This window comes from Segatella maculosa OT 289 (genome assembly GCF_000243015.1).
Taxonomy (GTDB): domain Bacteria; phylum Bacteroidota; class Bacteroidia; order Bacteroidales; family Bacteroidaceae; genus Prevotella; species Prevotella maculosa.
The window spans coordinates 75,309-97,219 of the sequence record NZ_JH594505.1 but is presented as its reverse complement, the minus strand read 5'-3'; the positions used below and the strand labels follow the sequence as shown (position 1 = coordinate 97,219).

The window sequence follows — 21,911 nt, the reverse complement described above, 5'->3', positions numbered from 1 at the left end:
AAATTAGAACACCAAATGAAGAAAACACAGCATATAAAATACGCCCTATTGCATGTTTGCCTGGCCCTATTGGTTAGCGTATGGTCGGGTTGTTCGTCTGAAACGAATATGGATGCTTTCATCTCGGCTTCAGAAAGCGATATCGAATTGCAGTACGATGGTTTGACAAAAGCAGGGCAACCGGGTATGTTCGAATTGGGAGCCAACGACAATTGGCAAATCGTTTCGAAGCCCGATTGGGTGCAGGTCAGTCATACCCAAGGCAGTAGGGGGCGTATAACGATTAGCGTTACCGGGACCAAGAACCTAACGGGACATGACAGAGTGGGCTACATCGAATTGGAATTAGCCAACGGCAAGCCCGAACAAGTTTCAGTATTCCAGCATCGTCTGAAGGAGAACCTGCAGCTAACGCCCCAAGAATTTTCGTTGAATATTTTGGGGCTGACCGATAAGGGTATGTCGCCCGTGTTGAAACTGAAAAGCAATTATCCATGGAAGATGGTGCTAACAGAGCAAGAGCGTTGGATAACTCCATCAATAATGGAGGGCGAAGCAGGCAAAGCGGAGATTACACTCACCGTAGAAGCTAACCTGGCCAAGGTACAACGCACGGCTACGATTGTGATTCAGGCCGGCGAGATATCGCAGAAGGTGCGGGTTACGCAGGGAGCCGAGGCTTTGAAGCTTTCTGCAACGTCGTTGCAATTGGCAAAAGCAGGCATCACAACCATCGATGGCATGCAACCTGTTATCAACATTTTGGCAGTGGAAGCATGGACGGTGAAAGCGAAGCCTACGTGGATTACCTGTTCGCCCACGCAGGGTCTGGCAGGGAATACGGTAATGCGCATAACGGCAGCTGCCAATTCGGGGAAGCCGCGTAATGGCGAAGTGATATTGGTCTCGGCACATGGTGTGGAGGGATCCATTGCATTGTCGCAAGACGGAGAACAAGGATTGCAACCCGACGATAAGCCTGTGGGACACGTTTACTTTCAGGAAAGTTTCGATTGGGCACATCAAGTGGCTCTGTTATATCCCAATTTATGTCAAGACCAAGTGGGAAGCGTGGACGGCTCTCAGTCTAAGACCATTCCTGTTCATGGGGCGGAGTTCACCGCGGTGAAAGCCGAATTCGAGAAAAAGCTCAATGATGTTAACCCGACTGGTAATTGTTTGTATGTAGCCGATGGATATATCAAGATGGGCAGAAAGAATAATCAGACGGGCGTTATGCTCCATAATCTGCTGTCTTCAATAGCAACAGGCAAGATGGCAAACGTAGAATTGTCTTTCGATATTGCTAAAAACGGTACCGATAACGTTACCATTACCGTAGAGATAGAAGGCGACGGTAGGGTCGTTGGTGGCGAGACGCCCTTGTTAAGTGCTGCGTTCGTACCCATAAACAATGCTGATAAAACGAAGAATTGGCAATGGAATAGCCACAAAGTGACTATCAAAGGGGTCACGGCAAGCACGAAAATAATCATTCGTTCTACGCAATGGAAGACTTCGGGCTATCACCGTTGGTTCTTGGATAACATCAAACTGACTCGCGTAAACATAAATGGATAAGAAAACTATGGCAAAATATAAAACAACTCAAACGATGAGCCTCCATAAAATAATATGTATCGTGTGGCTATGCCTGTTATCTATAAGTGCATTTGCCGACCGTGTGAAAATCTCTGGGACCGTGACCGACGAGAAAGGAGAGCCTATCATGGGTGCGTCGGTTGTGGAAATGGGCACGACAAATGGTGTTACAACCAACGTAGACGGCCTTTTCAGTATGGAAATAGACGATAAAGGCAAGTTTCAAGTAAGTTATGTCGGCTTTGCATCCCAAACGTTTAAAGTGGAGAAAAAGCGTTCGTTCAAGGTGATATTGGTGGAAGATGCCAAGATGTTGAAGGATGTTGTTGTGGTGGGTTATGGTACCATGGAGAAGAAACGCGTTACTTCTTCTATCACATCCATCAAAGGAGATAACCTTATCTCGGGTTTAGGTGGCTCCACCATTGCCACAGCCTTGCAAGGGAAAGTGTCGGGGCTCACCATATCGGGCAGTGCCAGTCCGAATGCCTCTAATGGTTATCAGTTACGTGGCGTAGCTTCGGTCAATGCAGGGAAAGGTCCGTTGGTGATTATCGACGGTATTCCTGGCGGAGACCTTCGGGCCATTAATCAAGAAGATGTTGAATCAATCGATGTATTGAAAGATGCTTCGGCAGGTGCCATTTATGGTACGCGCGCTGCAGCTGGTGTGATACTTGTCACCACGAAACAAGCCCAAGAAGGCAAGGTGAAAGTAACATACAATAGTGAATTGTCGGTAGAAGGCGTGCGCAAACACCTCGATATGCTGTCGTCTAAAGAATATATAGAGTATGGTCTGGGGCAAGACTATGGCTACGACACCGATTGGTATAAGTCGCTTACACGTGATACACCTTTCTCGCAACGGCATACTTTGACTGCAAGTGGTGGAAACAAGGCATTGCAACTCTATTCTTCACTGATGTATCAAGACATGAAAGGTATTGTGATTGGTGATGGCCGCACCGATTATTCGGCACGATTGAACGGTCGATACCGGTTGTTTGATGGCAAAGCCGAACTGACAATGAAGTTGCAAGTACGGCAAACCGACCGTGACAGACGTAACAGTTCTAACTCCTTTCAAGAGGCCCTTATGCTTAATCCGACGATACCTTTGATGGATCCTAACCGTCCTACGAAGTACAATGTCAACACTCTTGGTTTCTCCGGTACGACATGGAATCCTGTTGCCGACATAGAATTGCAAGACTATAAGGGAACAGACAAGTGGCTGTTGGGTGATGCAACCCTCAAGATTAACCTCCTTGAAGGTCTCTCTGTTCAAGGAACAATGGCCATAGACCAGCGCGAATACCAAAGCTATAACTATTATTCACAAGACCATCTTTGGAGTATCACTTCGAATAAGCGTGGCAAGGCCGATCATTCTTTTTCTAAAACGTGGAACAAAACCTTCGAAAGCTATGCTTCGTATATTCATGAGTTCAACAACACACATCGTGTTGACGGTGTGTTAGGATGGAGCTTTTATGAAACGAACGGTGAGAGCTTCAGTATGAGTAACGCCAACTTCACGGTCGACGGTATTGGTCCTTGGGATATGAGTGCCGGTACTGATCTCAGCGATGGCTATGCAAGTATGGGGTCGCATAAGCAACCTCGCGAGCGATTGCTGTCGTTCTTCGGTCGGGCCAATTATGGTTATAACGACCTTTATATGGCAACCCTGAGCTATCGACGTGAAGGAAGTTCAAGGTTTGGCAAGAATAACAGATGGGGAAACTTCTGGTCTGTGTCGGCCGGTTGGCGCATCAGCAAGGAGAAATTCATGCAAAATGTAACATTTATAAACGATTTAAAGCTAAGGGTTGGTTATGGTGTGACGGGCAATAATGATTTTGGAAATGGCTATACCGTCCGTACTTATAAGAGTAATGACCTATGGCCCACAAACGGGATATGGCAACCGGGCTACGGTTCTACACGTAACATCAACCCCGATCTGAAATGGGAAGAAAAGAAAGAGTTTGACGTGGGACTCGATTTCTCTCTGTTTGGCAATCGCATCTACGGAAAATTCGATTACTATCATCGTCGTGTTGATGACATGCTCTTTGAAGTTCCCGCGTCGATGCCGCCAATGGTCTATCCAACGATTATGAAAAACGTAGGCACGCTCACCAATACGGGTTGGGAAGCCGAACTCTCCGGCAATGTGTTTGTCGGTAAAAAGTTCAATTGGACATCAACAATCCGTGCATCACATAACACCACGAGGATTAAGAACCTTGGCGACTCGGAGTCTTATCTCTATGGCGATGCTTTCCCGCAGTCGATGGGCTATGCCTCAAAGATAGTGAACAATGCGCGGATAGGCCAGTTTTGGCTCTTCAAATATGCCGGTCTGGATGCAAACGGTAAGTGGCTTATCTACGACAAAGACGGTAATGTAGTCCCGGCACGCAATGGTGGCGTGAATAATCTGGTTGATGCCAACAAGCATTATGTGGGCAATGCCATTCCGAAATTAATACTCTTTTGGGACAATAATTTTACTTATGGTGCTTTCGATTTTGGAATATCGTTGCGTTCGTGGATAAAGTTCGACGTGTTTAGCCAGCTCAATCTCTATCATGGATTAAAGAGTGCATCGTCTGATAACGTGCTACGCATAGCCTACACTGACAATAAGGAAATCAACGACACACGTATTACGTCAGACTATTTCCTCTCAGATGGTACGTTCTTAAAGATTGATGCCATCACTTTGGGCTATACGCTCAAAGCTTCGAAATTTAATAAGTATGTATCGCGTGCGCGTTTTTATCTCACATTGCGCGATGTGGCTTGCTTCACCAACTATAACGGCTACAATCCGGAGGTGAACATCAACGGTCTTTTCCCCGGTTTTGAATACGTACGTAGTTCGTACACCACCTATCCGCAAACCATTCATTGCACGCTTGGCATGCAGTTAACATTCTAACTTTTTTTTATATATCGAATATGAAAGCAAAAAGTATCCTTATCATCATCTGCTCTTCCTTGCTCAGCGCATGCGACCTGAGCGAGAAATTCTATTCCAGCGTGACTCCGGATACCTTTATCACGCGCCCAGAGAATACATACGCCATTCTTTCTCGCCCCTTTACGCACTGGAAATGGTATATAGGGGCCGACAGATGGTATCTGCAGGAGTTGACATCTGATGAAATGACGTGCCCGACTCGTGGCAGTGATTTCTACAATAACGGAGAATACATTCGTTTACAAGAACATACCTGGGCACCAACCGACCGTTTCATCACCAACACCTATAATGGAACTGTGGGTGGAATAGCCCGTGCACTCGAGGCCTATGAAGACCTTAGCGCAGTAAACTACACGGCTATCGGTATGAACGAACAGGCAAAACAAGACCAGCTCAATCAGCTTAATGCCATCATCGCTTATTTCTACATGCGCGGACTCGACTACTTTGGAGGAATGCCCATTTATCGCTCGGTGAACGATGGCGTTGTGGGGCGCTCGACGGCCAAGCAAACCTTCGAATATATAGAGCAACTTCTGCAAAAGGCCATTCCGCACCTCACCAAGCGAACATCGCTAAATCAAAGCCAAGATGGTTACATCAAGCAAGGTGCTGCAGCTGCGATGCTGGCCCAGCTATATTTCAACGCCAAAAGCTACATAGGCGAAGAGCACTTCGAGGCTTGTGCGAAAATTTGTAAGGACTTGCTTGCAGGAACTTACGGCACATACGCATTAGACAACACTTGGTATGGACCACACGGCTTTGATAACGATAAATCGCCCGAAGCCATTTGGAACGTACCTTCAGAGAACTCGAAGGTAGAGTGGAATTGGTATTACCGCTACTTCTACCATGGTAATTCACGAGTCTACTTCAACGTGTCATTCCCTGCGTCTTGCTTTAACGGTTTCTGTCTGACACCATCGCGCGAGAACGCCCATTCGGGAGTGTACACACGCTGGAAGTTGGGTAACACTTACGAGAAATTCAACGATGCCGACCTGCGTAAGCAACCTTATGTCTACTTAGGAGGTAAACGTTATCGCGGAATGTTTTGCGTAGGTGACCAGACCAATCCGCAAACGGGGCAGCATGTGGTGGGCGTGACCGATAAATCGGGACAGCCTTTGACTTTCCAAGACTATATCAACGTGAAGGGAACGCATTCCGACATGCTGGCCGGGTCAGAAGATTCGGGCATCAGATTGGTAAAAGCACCTATTCCAAACCAAACGGACATCAACCTGCTTTGGAATCCCGATTGCCCTGTTATCCGCCTTACGGAAATCTATTACATGCTAGCTGAATGCTATTGGCGAACCGGTAAAAAAGCCGAAGCGGCCCAACTGATTAACACCGTTCGCAAACGCAACTTCAATCATAATGTCGACCCCAATCCCGTCCCCGATGACTTTGATGTCTATCGTTTGGCAGACGAGTGGATGATAGAATTCTTGGGCGAGGGCAGAAGGCGTACCGACCTTATACGCTTGGGGCTTTGGTCTACCGAAGACTGGTGGGCGCATACCGCTTCAGATGCCACCAAAAACTTGTTTCCTCTTCCGGCCGAGGCCTTTGTAGCAAACAAGAAGTTGAAACAGAATCCCGGATATTAAACGGGAATCTCAGTATAATTATTCATCATATCATTGACCTATGTACAAGAATATAAGATATATATATGCCATCCTGCTGCTATTGGGACTCTTCTCGTGTGCAGACAATAATGTGGCAGTGCGTTCCGGATTGGAAAACAGTGAATTGACCATTCGTCATAAACCCGGAATGAACGTTGTGGGCTATGTCACTGTTGACGGAAAACCTCGTTCGGGCGTCGTTGTGAGCGATGGAGTGAATGTTGTTGTCACCGACGAAAAGGGCGAATATCAAATGCGTTCCGTGGGTAGGCAGCATGTGTTCGTGTCTGTTCCAGCCGATTGTGAGATACCTATAGAGAACAAAATGCCGAAAATTTATAAGACATTGACCTTCACCGATGCTGTTATTCAGATGAATTTCGACTTGAAAGCGCGTCCGAAACTGTCCAAATTCAAACTCTTGACCCTTGCCGACGTGCAAATAGGCGATGCAGAAGACATACGCCGACTGCGCGAAGAGGTGATGGGCAATATCAGTTCGTATGCTCAATCGCTGTCCGGTCCGGTGTATGGCATATCCTTGGGCGACATTGTTTGGAATGTTCCGGCGCTTTATCCTACCTATATCGAGCAGGTGACCCGCACGGGAGTCCCCACATTTTCGGTCATAGGCAACCACGACCACAACGAAAAGGTGAAGAACGACACTGAATCGGACAAGGAATATCGCGATGCTCTCGGCCCTACTTATTATTCGTGCAACATCGGCGATTGGCATATTGTGGCCCTCGATGACATACTTTACAGCGGTGTTCATGGCCGAAATGATTACAGTGGCACCATTACGCAACAGCAACTCGACTGGCTTAAAAAGGATTTGGCCTATGTGGATAAGGATAAGTCTATCCTCATTGGCGTGCATATCCCCACTTCACGCAGGACATCGGGAACGCATGTGTCTAACAACAAGGCCTTATACGACTTGGTGAAAGACTACCATCGGGTCGAAATCCTTTCGGGACACACCCATAACAACTTTACCACCACCATCGCACCCAACATACGCGAGACCACGTTTGGGGCTGTGATGGGTGCCTTTTGGAATGGAAAAATCTGCAATGATGGTAGTCCGCGCGGCTTTGCCGTACTGGAATTTGAAGGCAACGAACTGACGAACGAGTATTATATGGGCAGTGATACCGACCGAAATTATCAGATAGAGGTCTATGTTCCCGGAGATGCCACCTTCCGATGGGGGCGTGTCAACGAGCCGATCAAAACGCCGTTTGACGCCCGTCCCTTGGTAACCGACATGGAAAGGGTATTGGTAAACGTATTCAACTGGCACACCGACTGGACCGTAGAGCTGAAAGAAGACGATGGTGCATGGACACCCCTGACCAATAACACCAAATGGCTCGACCCCGAGGCCGTGAGAACCTTGCAATATAGCAACAGTTGGGAGAAACGGCCGTCGGCCGAACCTGAGGAGAACAACGATCATATGTTCGTATATTACCCAAAGAACCAGTCATGGAAGCAAATCAGCGTGCGGGCAACCGACCCTTATGGGAACGTCTATACCAAAACCGCAAACCATCCTAAATAATTTCTTACGACAAACAACACTTAACACATGAACAAAAAAACTATCATCGCGGCGGCATTGGCCTCTTTCATGTCCTTTGCAGCCCATGCACAAGTGGCAAACAATCCGCAATGGCTGGACAATGCCATCTTTTATCAGATTTATCCCAGCTCGTATATGGACTCCGATGGCAATGGCATAGGCGACCTTCCTGGCATCGTTTCGAAGCTCGATTATATTAAATCGCTCGGCATCACGGCCATTTGGCTGAACCCGGTATTTGAGTCGGGCTGGTTCGATGGCGGTTATGACGTGATTGACTTTTACAAAATCGACCCGCGCTTTGGCACCAACACCGATATGGTTAAGCTGATAGACGAGGCCCATCGCCGTGGTATAAAGGTGTGTCTTGACCTTGTTGCAGGCCACACGAGTGATAAATCGCCTTGGTTCAGGGACTGTTCCACGGGCGACCGCAATAGTCGCTATGCCGACTATTACATTTGGACGGACAGCATCAGCCCGAAAGAGCAGCAAAAGATTGTTGTGCGCCATCAAGCAGCAAACCCCGCATCAAGCACTTACGGGCGTTATGTCGAAGCCAATGCGCCCCGTGGGAAGTATTACGAAAAGAACTTCTTTGAATGCCAGCCTGCACTCAATTACGGTTTCGCCAATCCCGACCCGGCTCATCCTTGGGAACAGCCCGTTGATGCACCCGGTCCGCAAGCAGTGCGAAGAGAGCTGAAGAACATCATCGCCTTTTGGTTCGACAAGGGTATAGATGGCTTCAGGGTAGACATGGCTTCTTCCTTGATTAAGAACGATAAAGGAAAGAAGGCGGTATCGAAACTGTGGAACGAGATGCGTGCGTGGAAGGACAAGCATTATCCGCACTGCGTGTTCATCTCTGAATGGAGCAATCCCGAACAGGCCATTCCCGCAGGTTTTAACGTCGATTTTATGATGCAGTTTGGGCTCAAGGGCTATGGATCGCTGTTCTTTTCGCGCGATACGCCATGGGGAAAGCGTGGTTATAAGCCCGAGAATGAGAAAGAATACCGCTTCTGCTATTTCGACCGCGACGGCAAAGGCAGCCCGAAGGAGTTTGCCGAGAACTACGAACGCGCTTATAACGCCACCAAATCGTTGGGCTATATCGCCCTGCCAACGGCCAATCACGATTTCCAACGCCCCAATATCGGTACGCGCAACACCCCCGAACAGCTGAAAGTGGCCATGACCTTCTTCCTGACCATGCCCGGGGTTCCCTTTATTTATTATGGCGATGAAATCGGAATGAAGTATCAAATGGACTTGCCTAATAAGGAAGGAAGCAACAATCGGGCCGGCACACGCACACCCATGCAATGGACAAAGGGCGAAACGGCAGGCTTCTCTTCTTGCACACCCGCGCAACTTTACCTGCCCGTCGATACCGAAAACGGACGCATCACGGTGGAAGCACAGCTGAAAGACCCTGCTTCGCTGCTTCATTACACGCGCCGACTGACCGCTTTGCGCCACCAACAGGCGGCACTTCGTGGCAATGGCGAGTGGACATTGCTGAACAAAGACGGACAGAACTACCCGCTTGTGTATCAATGTTCCAACCAAGGTGAAACCATTGTCGTCGCTATCAACCCCGCACGGTTCAAAACGAAGGCTGTCATTCCGCACACAGGGACATTGCACAAGCTGCTCGAAACGGGAAAGACAGCTGTGAAACAAGCTAACACGGGTGACGAACTACGGCTCGATGGGTTCTCTGCCGTTGTGTACAAGGTGGAGTGACGCGCTCCTCCCCCTCCGGACCTTGCCAAAGCTGCCCATATTGCGCTGTGAAATGACTGATAGGACACACGGATCGAATGCATGTAGGGACGTGCGGTCCGTTCGTCCGCTCCTTGTTTCAGTTGACTGTTGGCGAGTAAACGGGTGAACAAGTTGATTGCTTATGTGCATGTAGGGATGTGCAGTTCGTGTGTCCGCTTCTTGTTTCAGTTGACTGTTGGCGAGTAAACGGGTGAACAAGTTGATTGCTTATGTGCATGTAGGGATGTGCAGTTCGTGTGTCCGCTTCTTGTTTCAGTTGACAGTTGGCGAGTAAACGGGTGAACAAGTTGATTGCTTATGTGCATGTAGGGACGCACGGCTCGTGCGTCCGTTCAAACTACCATGCATTTAAGTCTCCCTTCACCTCGAACGGACGCACGGGCCGTGCGTCCCTACTCGCAATCCCGGCCATATTGACTTACAACCTCACCCATATTATGCTGTTATTTCACCCATTTTACGCCGTTGTTCCAGCCATTTTGCACGCCAATATGGGCCATATTGTCTTGCTTGCCCCGACATTCAAATTTGCCCAAGCCTTATACCGCTTCCCCCAAGCGAAATAACATGCGAACCCATGAATGTGTTTTTCTATCCTGCCCTATGCAAAGATACAAAATTTTGCAAGCGATTGCAAGTCCTTTCCAATTTATTTTGCAAACCGACTGACCAACAACGCACTTTACGCCCTAAAAATAAACCGGCGACGACGACGGAAATAAAAAACCATCTTGAGAAAAAATGACGACGACGGCGGCGACGCTTTCAGTTTCTTTCTATCGTCGTCTTTCTTTTCTCTTGTTCTTGTTCTTTGTTCTTAGGAAGACTAACCGACTGATTATCAAGGTTCTCATTTGTTAATTTATTTAAACTTCTGTTTGACTTTTCATTTTTCGTCAAACAATTAAGGGATTTTAACCTGTTGTGAAAACATAAAAACCGGTTCAATTATCAAACACTAACAGCATAACTCATCAGAGGCTGTTGGTAACGACAAACAGTCATTAGCTCTATATCTGTTTGGGATTTTACCGAAAAAGATTAGCTCGTTTTAGTAATGGCAAGATTATGCCCTCAAAGTTGCGTTCATATCTGTCGATTTTACTGTATTCATCAAACAAATCATCATGCCCCACAAGAAGCTCTTTCAACACATCATTCTTTATTCTCACGACTTTGTTTACCCCCGGTGTGAAAAGATAACAAACGTAATTACTGCGAATATTCTCAATAGCCGCCAACATCATTGTCGCCCCCATGAGTCCTCCCATAACACCCATACTGGAAACTCCTCCCATTTTTGATACGTCATAGTAAGTTATGACATATCGCCCGTCTTTTAAAGGATATGCCCGTGCAAAATCACGCCCCATAGCTCCTACCAAACCAATACGAAGAGACCGTAAATTAAGCATAAACGTACTATCGCATTTAACAGCAAGCGCCTTTTTCCCAATTTCCTTTCTTACAGACTTCTTTTGTAATAAAAAATATAGCTCTGTGGTCGCCTTTTTTTCACCATTCGCATCTTTTACAAAGGCTGGTCCGTCCACCTGAAGCTCCGACCAACGATTGTTTATAAGGTCTTCATGAGAAATGCAATATTGAATAACATGGGGAAGCAATACCGTATCAGGGGCTTCTGCTTTCATTATGAATGCATTAAAAACAAATGTAAGAACTGCGGATAAACGAAAGAATGGAAGACTATAATTCATATATCTGGAAACTTATTAAATGGTTTATTACAATAACAGGTGACGAACAAAACCAGCACCCAAGCACAAATGTATATAATAAATTTCTAATTTACTTTAATTCCGCAACACTATTATAAATTAAACTTTTTAAGCACCTGAGCAACAAAAAGTCGCTCAGGATTTTGCCATGTCAGAATTTTCACTTATCTTAGTGTTGCAAAAAAAACAAGAGAATCCGACGATAGACATGGCGAAGATACAAATTAAATCTGAGAGACTCACTCCTTTTGGGGGATTATTTTCAATCATGGAGCAATTTGACTCCACATTATCATCTGTAATCGACTCAACCCTCGGTCTAAGGTGTAGATCGTTCGGTTATCAGTACAGCGAAATCATCCGTTCTCTTATGAGTATCTACTTCTGTGGCGGTTCATGTATTGAGGATGTCACTACTCATTTGATGAACCACCTCTCGCTTCATCCGACACTTCGCACTTGTAGCTCTGATACTATCCTCAGAGCGATAAAGGAGTTGACGCAAGAAAACATTTCATACACATCAGATATGGGCAAGACCTACGATTTCAATACGGCTGACACTCTCAATACTTTATTGCTCAATTGTATATTTGCTTCTGGCCAACTGAAAGAGGGTGAGATGTATGATGTTTATTTCGACCATCAGTTCATAGAGACAGAGAAGTATGATGCAAAGCCTACATACAAGAAGTTCCTTGGTTATCGCCCTGGCGTGGCGGTTATTGGCGATTTGATAGTCGGTATAGAGAATAGCGATGGTAACACAAATGTTCGTTTCCATCAGAAGGACACGCTGAAGAGGTTCTTTGAGAGATTTGAACAGAATGGGCTCACTATCAATCGCTTCAGGGCTGATTGTAGATCATGTTCCGAGGAAATCGTGGAGGAAATAGAAAAACACTGCAAGTCCTTCTATATCCGTGCTAACCGATGCAGTTCGATCTACAATGACACCTTTGCTCTCAAAGGCTGGAAAACAGAGGAAATCAATGGCATTGAGTTTGAATTGAACTCTATCCTTGTTGAGAAGTGGAAAGGTAAGGCATATCGACTTGTGATTCAAAGACAGAAACGGATGGATGGTGTGCAGGATTTTTGGGAAGGAGAATACACATACCGTTGTATTCTGACTAACGACTATGATTCTTCCGTAAGAGAAATTGTCGAGTTCTATAACCTTCGTGGAGAAAAGGAACGTATCTTCGATGATATGAACAATGGTTTCGGGTGGGACAGATTGCCCAAATCCTTCATGGCAGAGAACACAGTGTTCCTTCTTCTTACAGCACTTATCCGTAACTTTTACAAGGCCATTATTCAAAGACTTGACGTAAAGAAGTTCGGACTCAATGCAACAAGTCGCATAAAAGCGTTTGTCTTCAGGTTTATCTCTGTACCAGCCAAGTGGATCAGGACATCAAGGCGGTATGTGCTGAATATCTATACCTGTAATAATGCTTACGCAGATGTTTTCCAGACTGATTTTGGATAATGCCTACAACTTATGGGAATGATATTGTGTATTGCCTCAAGGCACATTGTGGGGTAAGGGGATATTGTAGGCAGAAGTGGGGCTTCAAGTTCAAATTATCTGCAAATTCAGTAATGAGAGGACGTGTAAACGCAATAAGGACGTTCAAGGGCTTAGTTGCGGATTTGAAGATTTACAAATATTTTAACGTGAGTTCGACGAATTCAGAACAATGCAAGCTGTGTATCAATGGTCCTTTGTACATTAATGCACGGCTTCTTTGGAAATAGGCAATAGGCTGCAATTGCCCCTAATAAGTTGACGATGAAATTGTCAAAGCATCTATGTCTGGAGTGTTCCACTTGTGCAATGTTCTTAAGTTCATCATTCACAGTTTCTATAATGGCTCTTTTTCTGAGTAAAAGTCTGTCTGAAACACTCATTAAAGCTCCTTTCATGTTAGTTTTCAATTTGGTAATAAGTTGTATTCCGTCAACGAAAAGCCTTTGAAAGAGGTTCTTGCTGATGTACCCCTTGTCACCGATTAGCTTACCATATATAAAATCTACGAATGCTTTGTACTCCAAAGGCTTACGGTCATCAACATCTCCCAGCGTTATCATAAAGTTGAGAAGCTCTCCTTTCTCATTGCAAATCAAATGCAATTTGAAACCGAAAAACCAACCCATAGCGCATTTTCCTCTTTGGGCTATGCCTTTGAAAACTTTGTGAATATGTATTCTCTGGTTCTTGCAGACACGCAATGGTGTACTGTCAACAAAGCTTATGCCCGTGCATTTGCCCAAGAGGACCTTCTTGATAAACAAGGTTAAGGGTACGGCTACCTCCCTTTCCAATTCTACTAAACGGTTATAAGAAACAACTTTTGGAAAACAGATGATGAAGATGCTTGCATACTTTTTCAAGATAGAAATGTTTAAAGCAGCGATAACCGGAGTCGTGGAAAAGAATCATTATCAGCATGACTTCGGCCTTTGACATCGTAGAACTGCGATGATATTTTCTTTTCCCGGTAGGTTTTAGCGTATATTTTGCTATCATAGCGTCAAAAAACTTGCAGAAGTCGTCTGCCATACAAAATATTTCAGTAATTTTGTCTTCGGAGATCATAGCGATTTTTGTTTGTAATTCTATATATCAACACCTTAAAATTACAACAAATTTCGCTAATCACCAAATTTATAGACACTTATAATTCATCAAACTCACGTTATTAATAACAAATATAAACAAAATTATGAGACATCTATTTTCTATTCTTCTCTTCGTGGCAACACTAATAGGCACAAGTAGTTTTACGTATGAAACTACATCTACAACCCGCGTAGAAAACATTAGTTTGCAGACGCAAATGAAGTATAAGGGGAGGAAAGCTTGTAAGCGTTCGAAAGCCCGTAAGCCAAGTGTCCATAAGAAAAGATCTACCCGCTCTGTTAAAGTAGGTCGGGTTGTATACATCACTCCTACAGGTTCTTGTTACCATTCACGAACATCTTGTCCTGCATTGTGGCGTGGAAACTACTCTCGCACATCTTTAAGTTCTGCACGAAGTGAAGGCTATCGTTCATGTTCAAGATGCTATTAACATAACGAGAATTCGTCGAACTCACGTTAATATACTAGTAAAAGGCTAATCAAAATTAATATGACTGTTGAACAGAATACGGTTATAGTCTCATTTTAATTAACAATACTTAGAACTAAAATTATGAGGAAGAACATAGCATTGTTCATACTTTAATTATTAACTTAAAACTGTAATTATGAAAAAAATTATTGCATTGTTGTTTATGTTGCCAATCCTATTTGCTTGCGGTGATAAGAATACCCCAGACACACCTCCTGCACCTAATCCCAACCCAAATCCCCCTAACCCACCGGTAGTAGTAACGTCCCCTCCAAGAGTGCGAGGCTTCATGGTTCAGACTGCTAACGGACTACACCCACAAACAATCAAAGATTTGAGTACTTGGGGCGCCAACGTCATAAGATTGCAACTTAACCCAGCAACTTATGCTTTGAAAAAGGGAAAAGATTTATGGGCAACCTTGCCGGAATATCTGAATTTGGTAGAAGAAAAAGTACGTGCTGCACAAAGTGTAAATGTAAAAGTTATTCTAGACTTGCATGAGCCTCCTATCTATGTAAACGGAAAAGTACCAACATTAGACGACCACAACCAGCGTGGTTTTTGGGCAAATCATCCGGAAATGAAAGATGCTCTTATCCGGATGTGGAAGAACATTGCACAGCATTTTACAAAAAAAGAATACGAAAATGAGATATGGGGATATGATCTTTTCAACGAGCCCAGCGAGAAAGGCAGAGCTGCGGTGCAGGAATGGTTGGCTATGGTACCCGATATCATAACAGCAATTCGCACTGTTAACAAAAACGTATGGATTGTTTTCCAACCCGGTCTGGTGGCAGAAACCTTCCAAAAAGAAAAGAAAAAGATTATTCAGAAAGACAAGCGGGTGGTATACAGTCTTCATTTCTATTGCCCTGAAACCTTTGCTTGTCAGGGAGTATTATATAAAGGAGAATACAATTCCAAAACAATGACTCATGAAGAAGCCATTGCCTCTTTCAAAAGAGAATACCCGGGAAAGGCCAAAAACCATTGGTGGGAAAAGGAAGAAACTTATTGTAACAAAGCAACCTTAGAAGCTGAACTCAAGCCCCTGACAAATTTTGCCTCTGAATATAAAGTTCCTGTCTTGATCGGTGAATTCAGTGTCATCACATGGGCACCTGTAAATTCGGCTATCAATTGGTTTAAAGATGTTATAGATATCTTCGAGAAGAATAATTTCTCTTGGTGCTTCCATGCTTTCCGCGAGTGGCAAGGATGGAGTCTGGAAAGTCCGGAAGGTCTTAATGCCTTCTGGTTTAGTAGAGAAAAGGCTCCAGCTCCACAAGCAAAAGAAACTCAACGGGCCAAATATTTTAAGGATGTGTTCAAGAGGTTGAATAAAAAGACTCCCGCATCAGGAAAATAACAATATGAGACCTCTGCAAAACTCTTCCCATAATTTTCTTAAATATTTTTGTACCTTTATCGTATGAAACAGAAGTTATCCTCTCCCAGTTTTGCTGACCTGTTCCTTGGACAAAGAAAGGTCAAGCAGACATTCTTTTCACAAATAAACACCGTCATTGACTGGGCACCTATTCGTGCTATAATAGAGGTGGCTTATACAAAAGGCTATAAGTCTACCGGTCGGCCCAGCTATGACAGCCTTGTTTTATTCAAGATTGAATTACTCCGCACCTGGTATGGTCTGAGTGACGGAGAAGTTGAAGATCAGGTTAACGACCGCCTGTCTTTCAGCCGTTTTGCAGGTCTTGGCATGGAAGATATCGTCCCTGATAGTACTACTGTGTGCCGTTTTCGCAACATTCTTGTTGAAGCGGATTTGTATGATACGCTTCTTGCGGAGTTTAACAGGCAATTGGAAGCTAAAGGAATCATTGTTAAGCGTGGTGCCATTATTGATGCCAGCATTACGAATACTCCCCGCCGCCCCCGTGGAGGTAAGAGCTATGAGGTCGTCGAGGACAGAAAAGAGGAAGAACACATAGAGGCTTCGGAGAAAGCCATGCTCAAAGAAGTTGTCAAGCCTAACGTAGATACTTTTTTTCGCTTAGTCGGACGCCACGACAACTGGCGGGAGGCTTGCACCGGCGTTGCAAACGTCAAACCAAAAGGAAAGTTAAATGCTCAACATGAGCAAACGCCAAACCAAAAGGAAAGTTAAATGCAATGGCGTTGCAAGCGTCACACGGTAACGGATGAAAACGGAATGGTGCTTGCCGAGGAAACGACAGCTGCCAATGAAAGTGATATGAAACACTTAGAAACACCCCTGAAGAAAGCTGAATTGCCACGGAAAGCACTTGTTTATGCCGATAAAGGATATGACTCGATGGAGAACAAAGAAACCCTCAAACGTATGAAGCTTAAAAGTCGTATCATGCATAAGGGAACAAGAGGACATGAAATTACAGAAAGGCAGCAGCGCATCAACGTTGCGATAAGTAAGACACGCTACAAAGTAGAACGTACCTTTGCTTCTATGCATAGATGGTTTGGTGCTGGAATAGCAAGATACGTCGGACTTTCAAAAACACATGCGCAGCATATTATGGAATCCATTGCCTACAACTTATACCGAACGCCGGGGATTATTGTGTCAAATTGTATCAGATAACATGAAAATACACCGATAAAGATTGTTATCTACTCAAAAAGTAACCTCCAACGGCATCTTTTGGTCAAAAATATTCATTCTTCTAAGAGTATATGGGTGAAAATTGAGAGGGTGGTAGGGTTTGTAGAGGTCTCGATAATGTAAGATATGATTATGGAGTTATTATCAATCTGAGACTATCTGCTTTACAACGTTCCTTAAGCCAGAGTTGTAGTCTTTGTCTGTTTGAACTACTAAATCTTAACTTACTGTTTATAATTACAACTATATATCTTTTGTGATTGGCTGAATCTGTCTCAAATTCCTTGATATTTGAGATGCTGATTTGACTAACAGAAGGAAAAAGTTGTTTCATCTCACCGGAAACTTCAGAACTTAAAGACTCGTAACGTGTATAGGTTTCCAATTGTTTTTCCAACTCATGAATTTGTTGTGATTGTTCTATTATTTTTTTGTCATTAGCTTCCCTTGACATTGTGACTGTCGAAAGTTCTTTATTCATGAGTAATAGGCTGTCGGATTGGTCTCCCTGAATAATATTAAGCTTGTAGTCGGCCAACTGATACTTGGATAGCTTCTTGCTTGCTTTCTTGATGGTATCATGCGAAATTATTTTCCCCAAAGCAACTATATTGAGCATTTTGTCATGCTCATTGATATTCTGTGATAAAATATGTGTACCTTTAAACGTCAGTTCTTCCCTTACAAAGCTCCTTAGATTATTTTTAGTAATGCTCTGTTTAATGATAAGCATGGTCATATATGCAGCAGGGAGCATGGTCAATACCACGACAGCCATAATAAATCTTTTAACCTTGACTATCTTTTCGGCATCAATGATGGTGGTCTGCCTGAATTTGATCATTCTGGTTCCAACGAAAGTTGCCAGACAAATAAAAACGGTATTGATAAAGAATAGATAGAAAGCCCCAAAGAAATAGGATAAATTTCCAACTGCAATTCCATATCCAGCTGTACACAGTGGTGGCATGAGTGCTGTGGCAATTGCTACGCCCGGAATAACATTACCTTTACCTTTTGTAGCCAATGCTATGAATCCGGCAGCTCCACCTAAAAGAGCAATCAGCACATCATAGAGCGATGGAGAAGTTCGTGCCAATAATTCTGATTGTGCTTCGTTCAAAGGTGTAATTAAAAAATAAATGGTGGCTGTGAGCACACTGATAACCGTAGCTATCAGATAATTAATTGCCGAACGTTTCAACAATCCAATATCATAAATACCAACAGCCAATCCAATACCGATGATAGGTCCCATTAAGGGAGAAATCAGCATGGCACCAATGATAACTGCCGTAGAATTGACATTTAATCCCAAAGAAGCAATGAAGATAGCAAAAATCAATATCCATAGCTGTGCTCCATGGAAGCTAATGGAACTTTCCACATTCTCAATCGTAGTCTGTTCATCTTCCTTGTCAGCATTGATATTGAAGTATTTTTTTAGTAATTTGAAGAATGATAATTCTTGGTGTTTCATAAGAATAACTTTTTTAGAGTCGCTTGCAAAGATATAAAAAAAAGTTATAAAAGAGAGAAAAACTTGCTTGTATGTTGTCAAACAAAAGTGCACAACTGCAAATGTAGTTATTTACTCTGAAATTTCATTTTTTTTATTGGTTGACTCTTTAATTGAGAATAAAAAACCCTCAAACGTATGAAACTTAAAAGTCGCATCATGCATAAGGGAACAAGAGGACATGAAATTACTGAAAGGCAGCAACGTATCAACATTACTATGAGTAAGACACGCTACAAAGTAGAACGCACCTTTGGTTCTATGCATAGATGATTTGGTACTGGAATAGCAAGATACGTCGGACTTTCAAAAACACATGCGCAGCATATTATGGAATCCATTGCCTACAACTTATACCGAACACCTGGGATTATTGTGTCAAATTGTATCAGATAAGGGGAAAATACGCCAAAGAAAGGGTCTATTTTGCACTAAAGTAATCTTCTATGGTATCAGTTGCTTATAAATATGCACTCATTTAAGGTTATAGAGATGAAAATTGAAAATGTGGTAGGTTTTGCAGAGGTCTCAAAGTATGAAGAAAGGCTTAGGAAATCGTTATTTTTATTAATGGTCTCTTATTTTGCTTCATGCTAAACGTATCTCGAACCTAAATAAACTACTTGCTAACGCATTCTCCCTCCTTCAGAGCGGCAGAGCATAAAAAGAGCCCCCTCCCACACACACATCGGGAGACAGGGCTCGAAAAAGTAATAACACAAACAGACTCACGCCTCCTTGCTTATTACGAAATATGGTTGATAAGTAAACAAGTTGACGGGTAGACAAGTTGCTTGCATAAATTTATGGGTGCATTGCAATCAACTCGTAAACTTTATTTACCCGTCAACTTGCCAACTTAACTTACTTGCTGAAGCTATTGAAGTTATACATCACACCAATGTTGATGTTGTTCGTAAATGTTCCGCTCTTGGTATAAGGCAGGCTGTGAGGGTAACGACCCTCGGGCATGCGATAAACCGTGTGACTGTAGAACAGAGACAGGTTACGTGCAACACTGTAGCTGAACTGACCACCGAAGTTCATGGCTGCCTTCGTGCCACCATCGCCCAACAACAACGTAGGACCGGCATAGAGATAGACATTCCAACGGCGTGCAGGGTCGTAGCCTGTCATCGCATTGAAGAGGTTCACCTGATAGTCGAGCGAAACCAAGTAGTTGGTAAAGTTCAACGTCGTGAGGTCATACACATGGGGATAAACCATCTTCTCCTTCATCCACTCACCCTGCAAACGCAATGCATGAACTGTGGTGAAGTTGTAACCAGCAAAGGCCATGGCATTCTTGAGTAAATCGCTCTTCTGTTCAGAGAACTTCCACTGCCAAAGCGTGTTGTTCCAACCGAAGCCTGCACCGACAAAGAGACCTTCGAGCGGCAGGTTATGACGACCTTCAATATCTTTTTCGTCATAGTCTCTGTCAGCTTTGTTACGCATCAACAACGAGATACCCATTTGGAGAGCGAAACGATTGTGGCGGTTGTCAGTGATATTCTTCAGCTTCAACGGCGTGTAGGTTGGTTCGAGTGTCAGACGCAAGTCATTGGTCAACTTAGCCCAAAGCTGTCCGCCCACACGGAATGCCGTATAGCCGCCCTCATAAGAGTCAACAAAGCCTGCAACGGTCTTCTTTGAATGACCGAATTCATAGCCTGCAAAGAGGCTCAATCCAAAAGCGGAATCCCAATTGTAGTTAGGCTTGAAGCCCAATGGATTGATCATGAGGTCGGCCATGAAGCCACGTGTACCGATGAGATAGGTGACCGGATAGGAGGCATAAGTGCCTTCGTCCCAGTTGGCATTGGTGACACGGAAGCCACCACGCAACCCAATGGCTGAATTGGCCCACCAACCCAAAGCAACCTTGGCATCGAAGCCCGTTGTCTTAGAAGCTCCAAGCGGTGTTTTACTCATGAAAGCCGGACCAAAGCCATACTCGAAGAAGAGCGGACTGCGACGGACTTCATCATCACTCGGTTCACCTTGACCAAAGAGTTTCCTGAGTGCATCGAATGTGTACATCAAACCGATGTTCAAGTTGTTGGTGTAGGTTCCGTTCTCAGAGTAAATCATACTGTGGGGATAACGGTTCTTCGGCATACGGTAAACTGTATGGCTGTAGAACAAGCCCAAAGACGGCGTCACATTATAAGTGAACATTCCACCCACATTGGCAGCAACCTTTGTTCCGCCATCACCCATCAACAACGTCGGTCCTGCATAGAGATAGGCATTCCAACGGCGTGCAGGGTCATATCCGGCCATGAGGTTGTAGAGGTTGAGCTGATAGTCGAGTGATAAGAGATAGTTGTTATAATTCAAGTCGGTCAAATCACTGTGACCGGGATAAGCAACCTTTTCTTTCATCCAATCGGCTTGCAGACGTACACCGTGCAACGTGTTGAAGTGATAACCACCAAAGATGGTCGCATTCTTCAAGAGGTCATGCTGGTGACCAGTGAAGCGCCAATCCCAAACCGTGCTGTTCCAACCAAGACCTGCACCAAGGAAGTAGCCCTTTGTTGCAATGTTCTTGCGATTGGCTTCGTCAACTTCTTCATAAACGCGCTCCTCTTTATTCTTCAACAACATGGAGAAGCCCATTTTTAAAGCATATTCGTTATAATCGATACCACCGTTTCCATGTTGTGTGACAGGAGCGTAAATCGGTTCAACCGTGAAGCGAAGCCCATTGGAAAGGCGAGCCCAGAACTGAGCCCCTACACGGAAAGCAGAGTAGTTCCCTTCATAAGAATTGACAAAACCGTCCACAGTACGCTTAGCATGGCCGAATTCGTAACCACCCAAGAGGTTTACACCGAAGCGAGGCTCCCAGTTATATTCTCTCACAAAGCCAAAGGGGTTAACCAAGAGGTCGAAAGCGGCACCACGCGTACCCACCAGCAACTTGGTGGAATGACCGGCATAGCTGCTCGATGCCCAATCGGCATTGGTTACATGGAAACCGGAACGCAAAGCGAAAGCGGAAGAGAACCACCAACCCAAAGCGACATTGGCATCAAAGCCACGCGTGTTTCTGAAACCGAGAGAGGTGCGTCCCGTATAAGAGGGACCGAAAGCATACTCGAAGAAGAACTTAGACTGCTTGGCAGCATCGAAGAGTTGTTCCGTTCCATCGAAGTCATACATCACACCCACATTCAAGTTGTTCGTATAAGTACCATCCTTAGAGTAGACCATACTGTGAGGATAGCGGTTCTTCGGCATACGATAAACCGAATAGCTGTAGAAGAGCGAGGTATGACGAGACAAATTA

At 44.4% G+C, this 21,911-nt stretch carries 10 protein-coding genes and 3 pseudogenes; 9 read left to right on the top strand and 4 right to left on the bottom strand.

Annotated elements, in window-relative coordinates; genetic code table 11:
• Positions 1-15 precede the first annotated feature (15 nt).
• Genes HMPREF9944_RS08700 through HMPREF9944_RS08680 form a run of 5 tightly spaced genes read left to right on the top strand, consistent with a single transcriptional unit; the run spans position 16 to position 9,583 of the window.
• Positions 16-1,581, top strand: coding sequence for a BACON domain-containing protein (locus HMPREF9944_RS08700; protein ID WP_008565816.1), 1,566 nt, complete (start codon positions 16-18; stop codon positions 1,579-1,581).
• 7 nt (positions 1,582-1,588) lie between these two features.
• Positions 1,589-4,555 (top strand): SusC/RagA family TonB-linked outer membrane protein, encoded by a 2,967-nt coding sequence (locus tag HMPREF9944_RS08695; protein WP_244861146.1) that lies wholly within the window; start codon positions 1,589-1,591, stop codon positions 4,553-4,555.
• Positions 4,556-4,575: 20 nt separating this feature from the next.
• Positions 4,576-6,219: a RagB/SusD family nutrient uptake outer membrane protein gene (locus HMPREF9944_RS08690; RefSeq protein ID WP_008565814.1), complete on the top strand. Its 1,644-nt coding sequence runs from the start codon at positions 4,576-4,578 to the stop codon at positions 6,217-6,219.
• Between the two features lie 40 nt (positions 6,220-6,259).
• Positions 6,260-7,810, top strand: coding sequence for a calcineurin-like phosphoesterase C-terminal domain-containing protein (locus HMPREF9944_RS08685; RefSeq protein WP_008565812.1), 1,551 nt, complete (start codon positions 6,260-6,262; stop codon positions 7,808-7,810).
• A 27-nt stretch (positions 7,811-7,837) separates the two neighbouring features.
• On the top strand, positions 7,838-9,583 hold the full coding sequence (locus HMPREF9944_RS08680) for an alpha-amylase family glycosyl hydrolase (protein WP_008565810.1): 1,746 nt from the start codon (positions 7,838-7,840) through the stop codon (positions 9,581-9,583).
• Positions 9,584-10,653: 1,070 nt separating this feature from the next.
• Here the strand turns inward: HMPREF9944_RS08680 and HMPREF9944_RS08675 are convergent.
• Positions 10,654-11,277 carry a DUF6563 family protein gene (locus HMPREF9944_RS08675; protein ID WP_244861145.1) on the bottom strand — a complete coding sequence of 208 codons (624 nt, stop codon included), beginning with the start codon at positions 11,275-11,277 and terminating at the stop codon, positions 10,654-10,656.
• Positions 11,278-11,572: 295 nt separating this feature from the next.
• Between HMPREF9944_RS08675 and HMPREF9944_RS08670 the strand changes: the two genes are divergently transcribed.
• Positions 11,573-12,859 carry an IS1380-like element ISBf12 family transposase gene (locus tag HMPREF9944_RS08670; protein ID WP_044113575.1) on the top strand — a complete coding sequence of 429 codons (1,287 nt, stop codon included), beginning with the start codon at positions 11,573-11,575 and terminating at the stop codon, positions 12,857-12,859.
• A 203-nt stretch (positions 12,860-13,062) separates the two neighbouring features.
• Here HMPREF9944_RS08670 and HMPREF9944_RS08665 read toward each other — a convergent pair.
• Positions 13,063-13,969: pseudogene (locus tag HMPREF9944_RS08665) on the bottom strand (IS982 family transposase).
• A 653-nt stretch (positions 13,970-14,622) separates the two neighbouring features.
• On the opposite strand from HMPREF9944_RS08665, the gene HMPREF9944_RS08660 reads away from it, so the two are divergent.
• Together HMPREF9944_RS08660 and HMPREF9944_RS13485 are read left to right on the top strand one after the other, a co-directional pair.
• A complete protein-coding gene (locus HMPREF9944_RS08660) occupies positions 14,623-15,861 on the top strand; it encodes a glycoside hydrolase family 5 protein (protein WP_008565804.1) in 1,239 nt (412 codons plus the stop codon).
• A 63-nt stretch (positions 15,862-15,924) separates the two neighbouring features.
• Positions 15,925-17,073 (top strand): annotated as a pseudogene (locus HMPREF9944_RS13485) (IS5 family transposase).
• A gap of 151 nt (positions 17,074-17,224) precedes the next feature.
• Here HMPREF9944_RS13485 and HMPREF9944_RS08650 read toward each other — a convergent pair.
• Positions 17,225-18,574: a DUF389 domain-containing protein gene (locus tag HMPREF9944_RS08650; protein WP_008565801.1), complete on the bottom strand. Its 1,350-nt coding sequence runs from the start codon at positions 18,572-18,574 to the stop codon at positions 17,225-17,227.
• Positions 18,575-18,742: 168 nt separating this feature from the next.
• Between HMPREF9944_RS08650 and HMPREF9944_RS13215 the strand changes: the two are divergent.
• Positions 18,743-19,009, top strand: a pseudogene (locus HMPREF9944_RS13215) (transposase); the annotation flags it as partial.
• A 468-nt stretch (positions 19,010-19,477) separates the two neighbouring features.
• On the opposite strand, the gene HMPREF9944_RS08645 reads toward HMPREF9944_RS13215, so the two are convergent.
• Positions 19,478-21,911 (bottom strand): porin family protein (locus HMPREF9944_RS08645; RefSeq protein WP_008565799.1); only part of this gene is annotated, 2,434 nt, incomplete at its 5' end.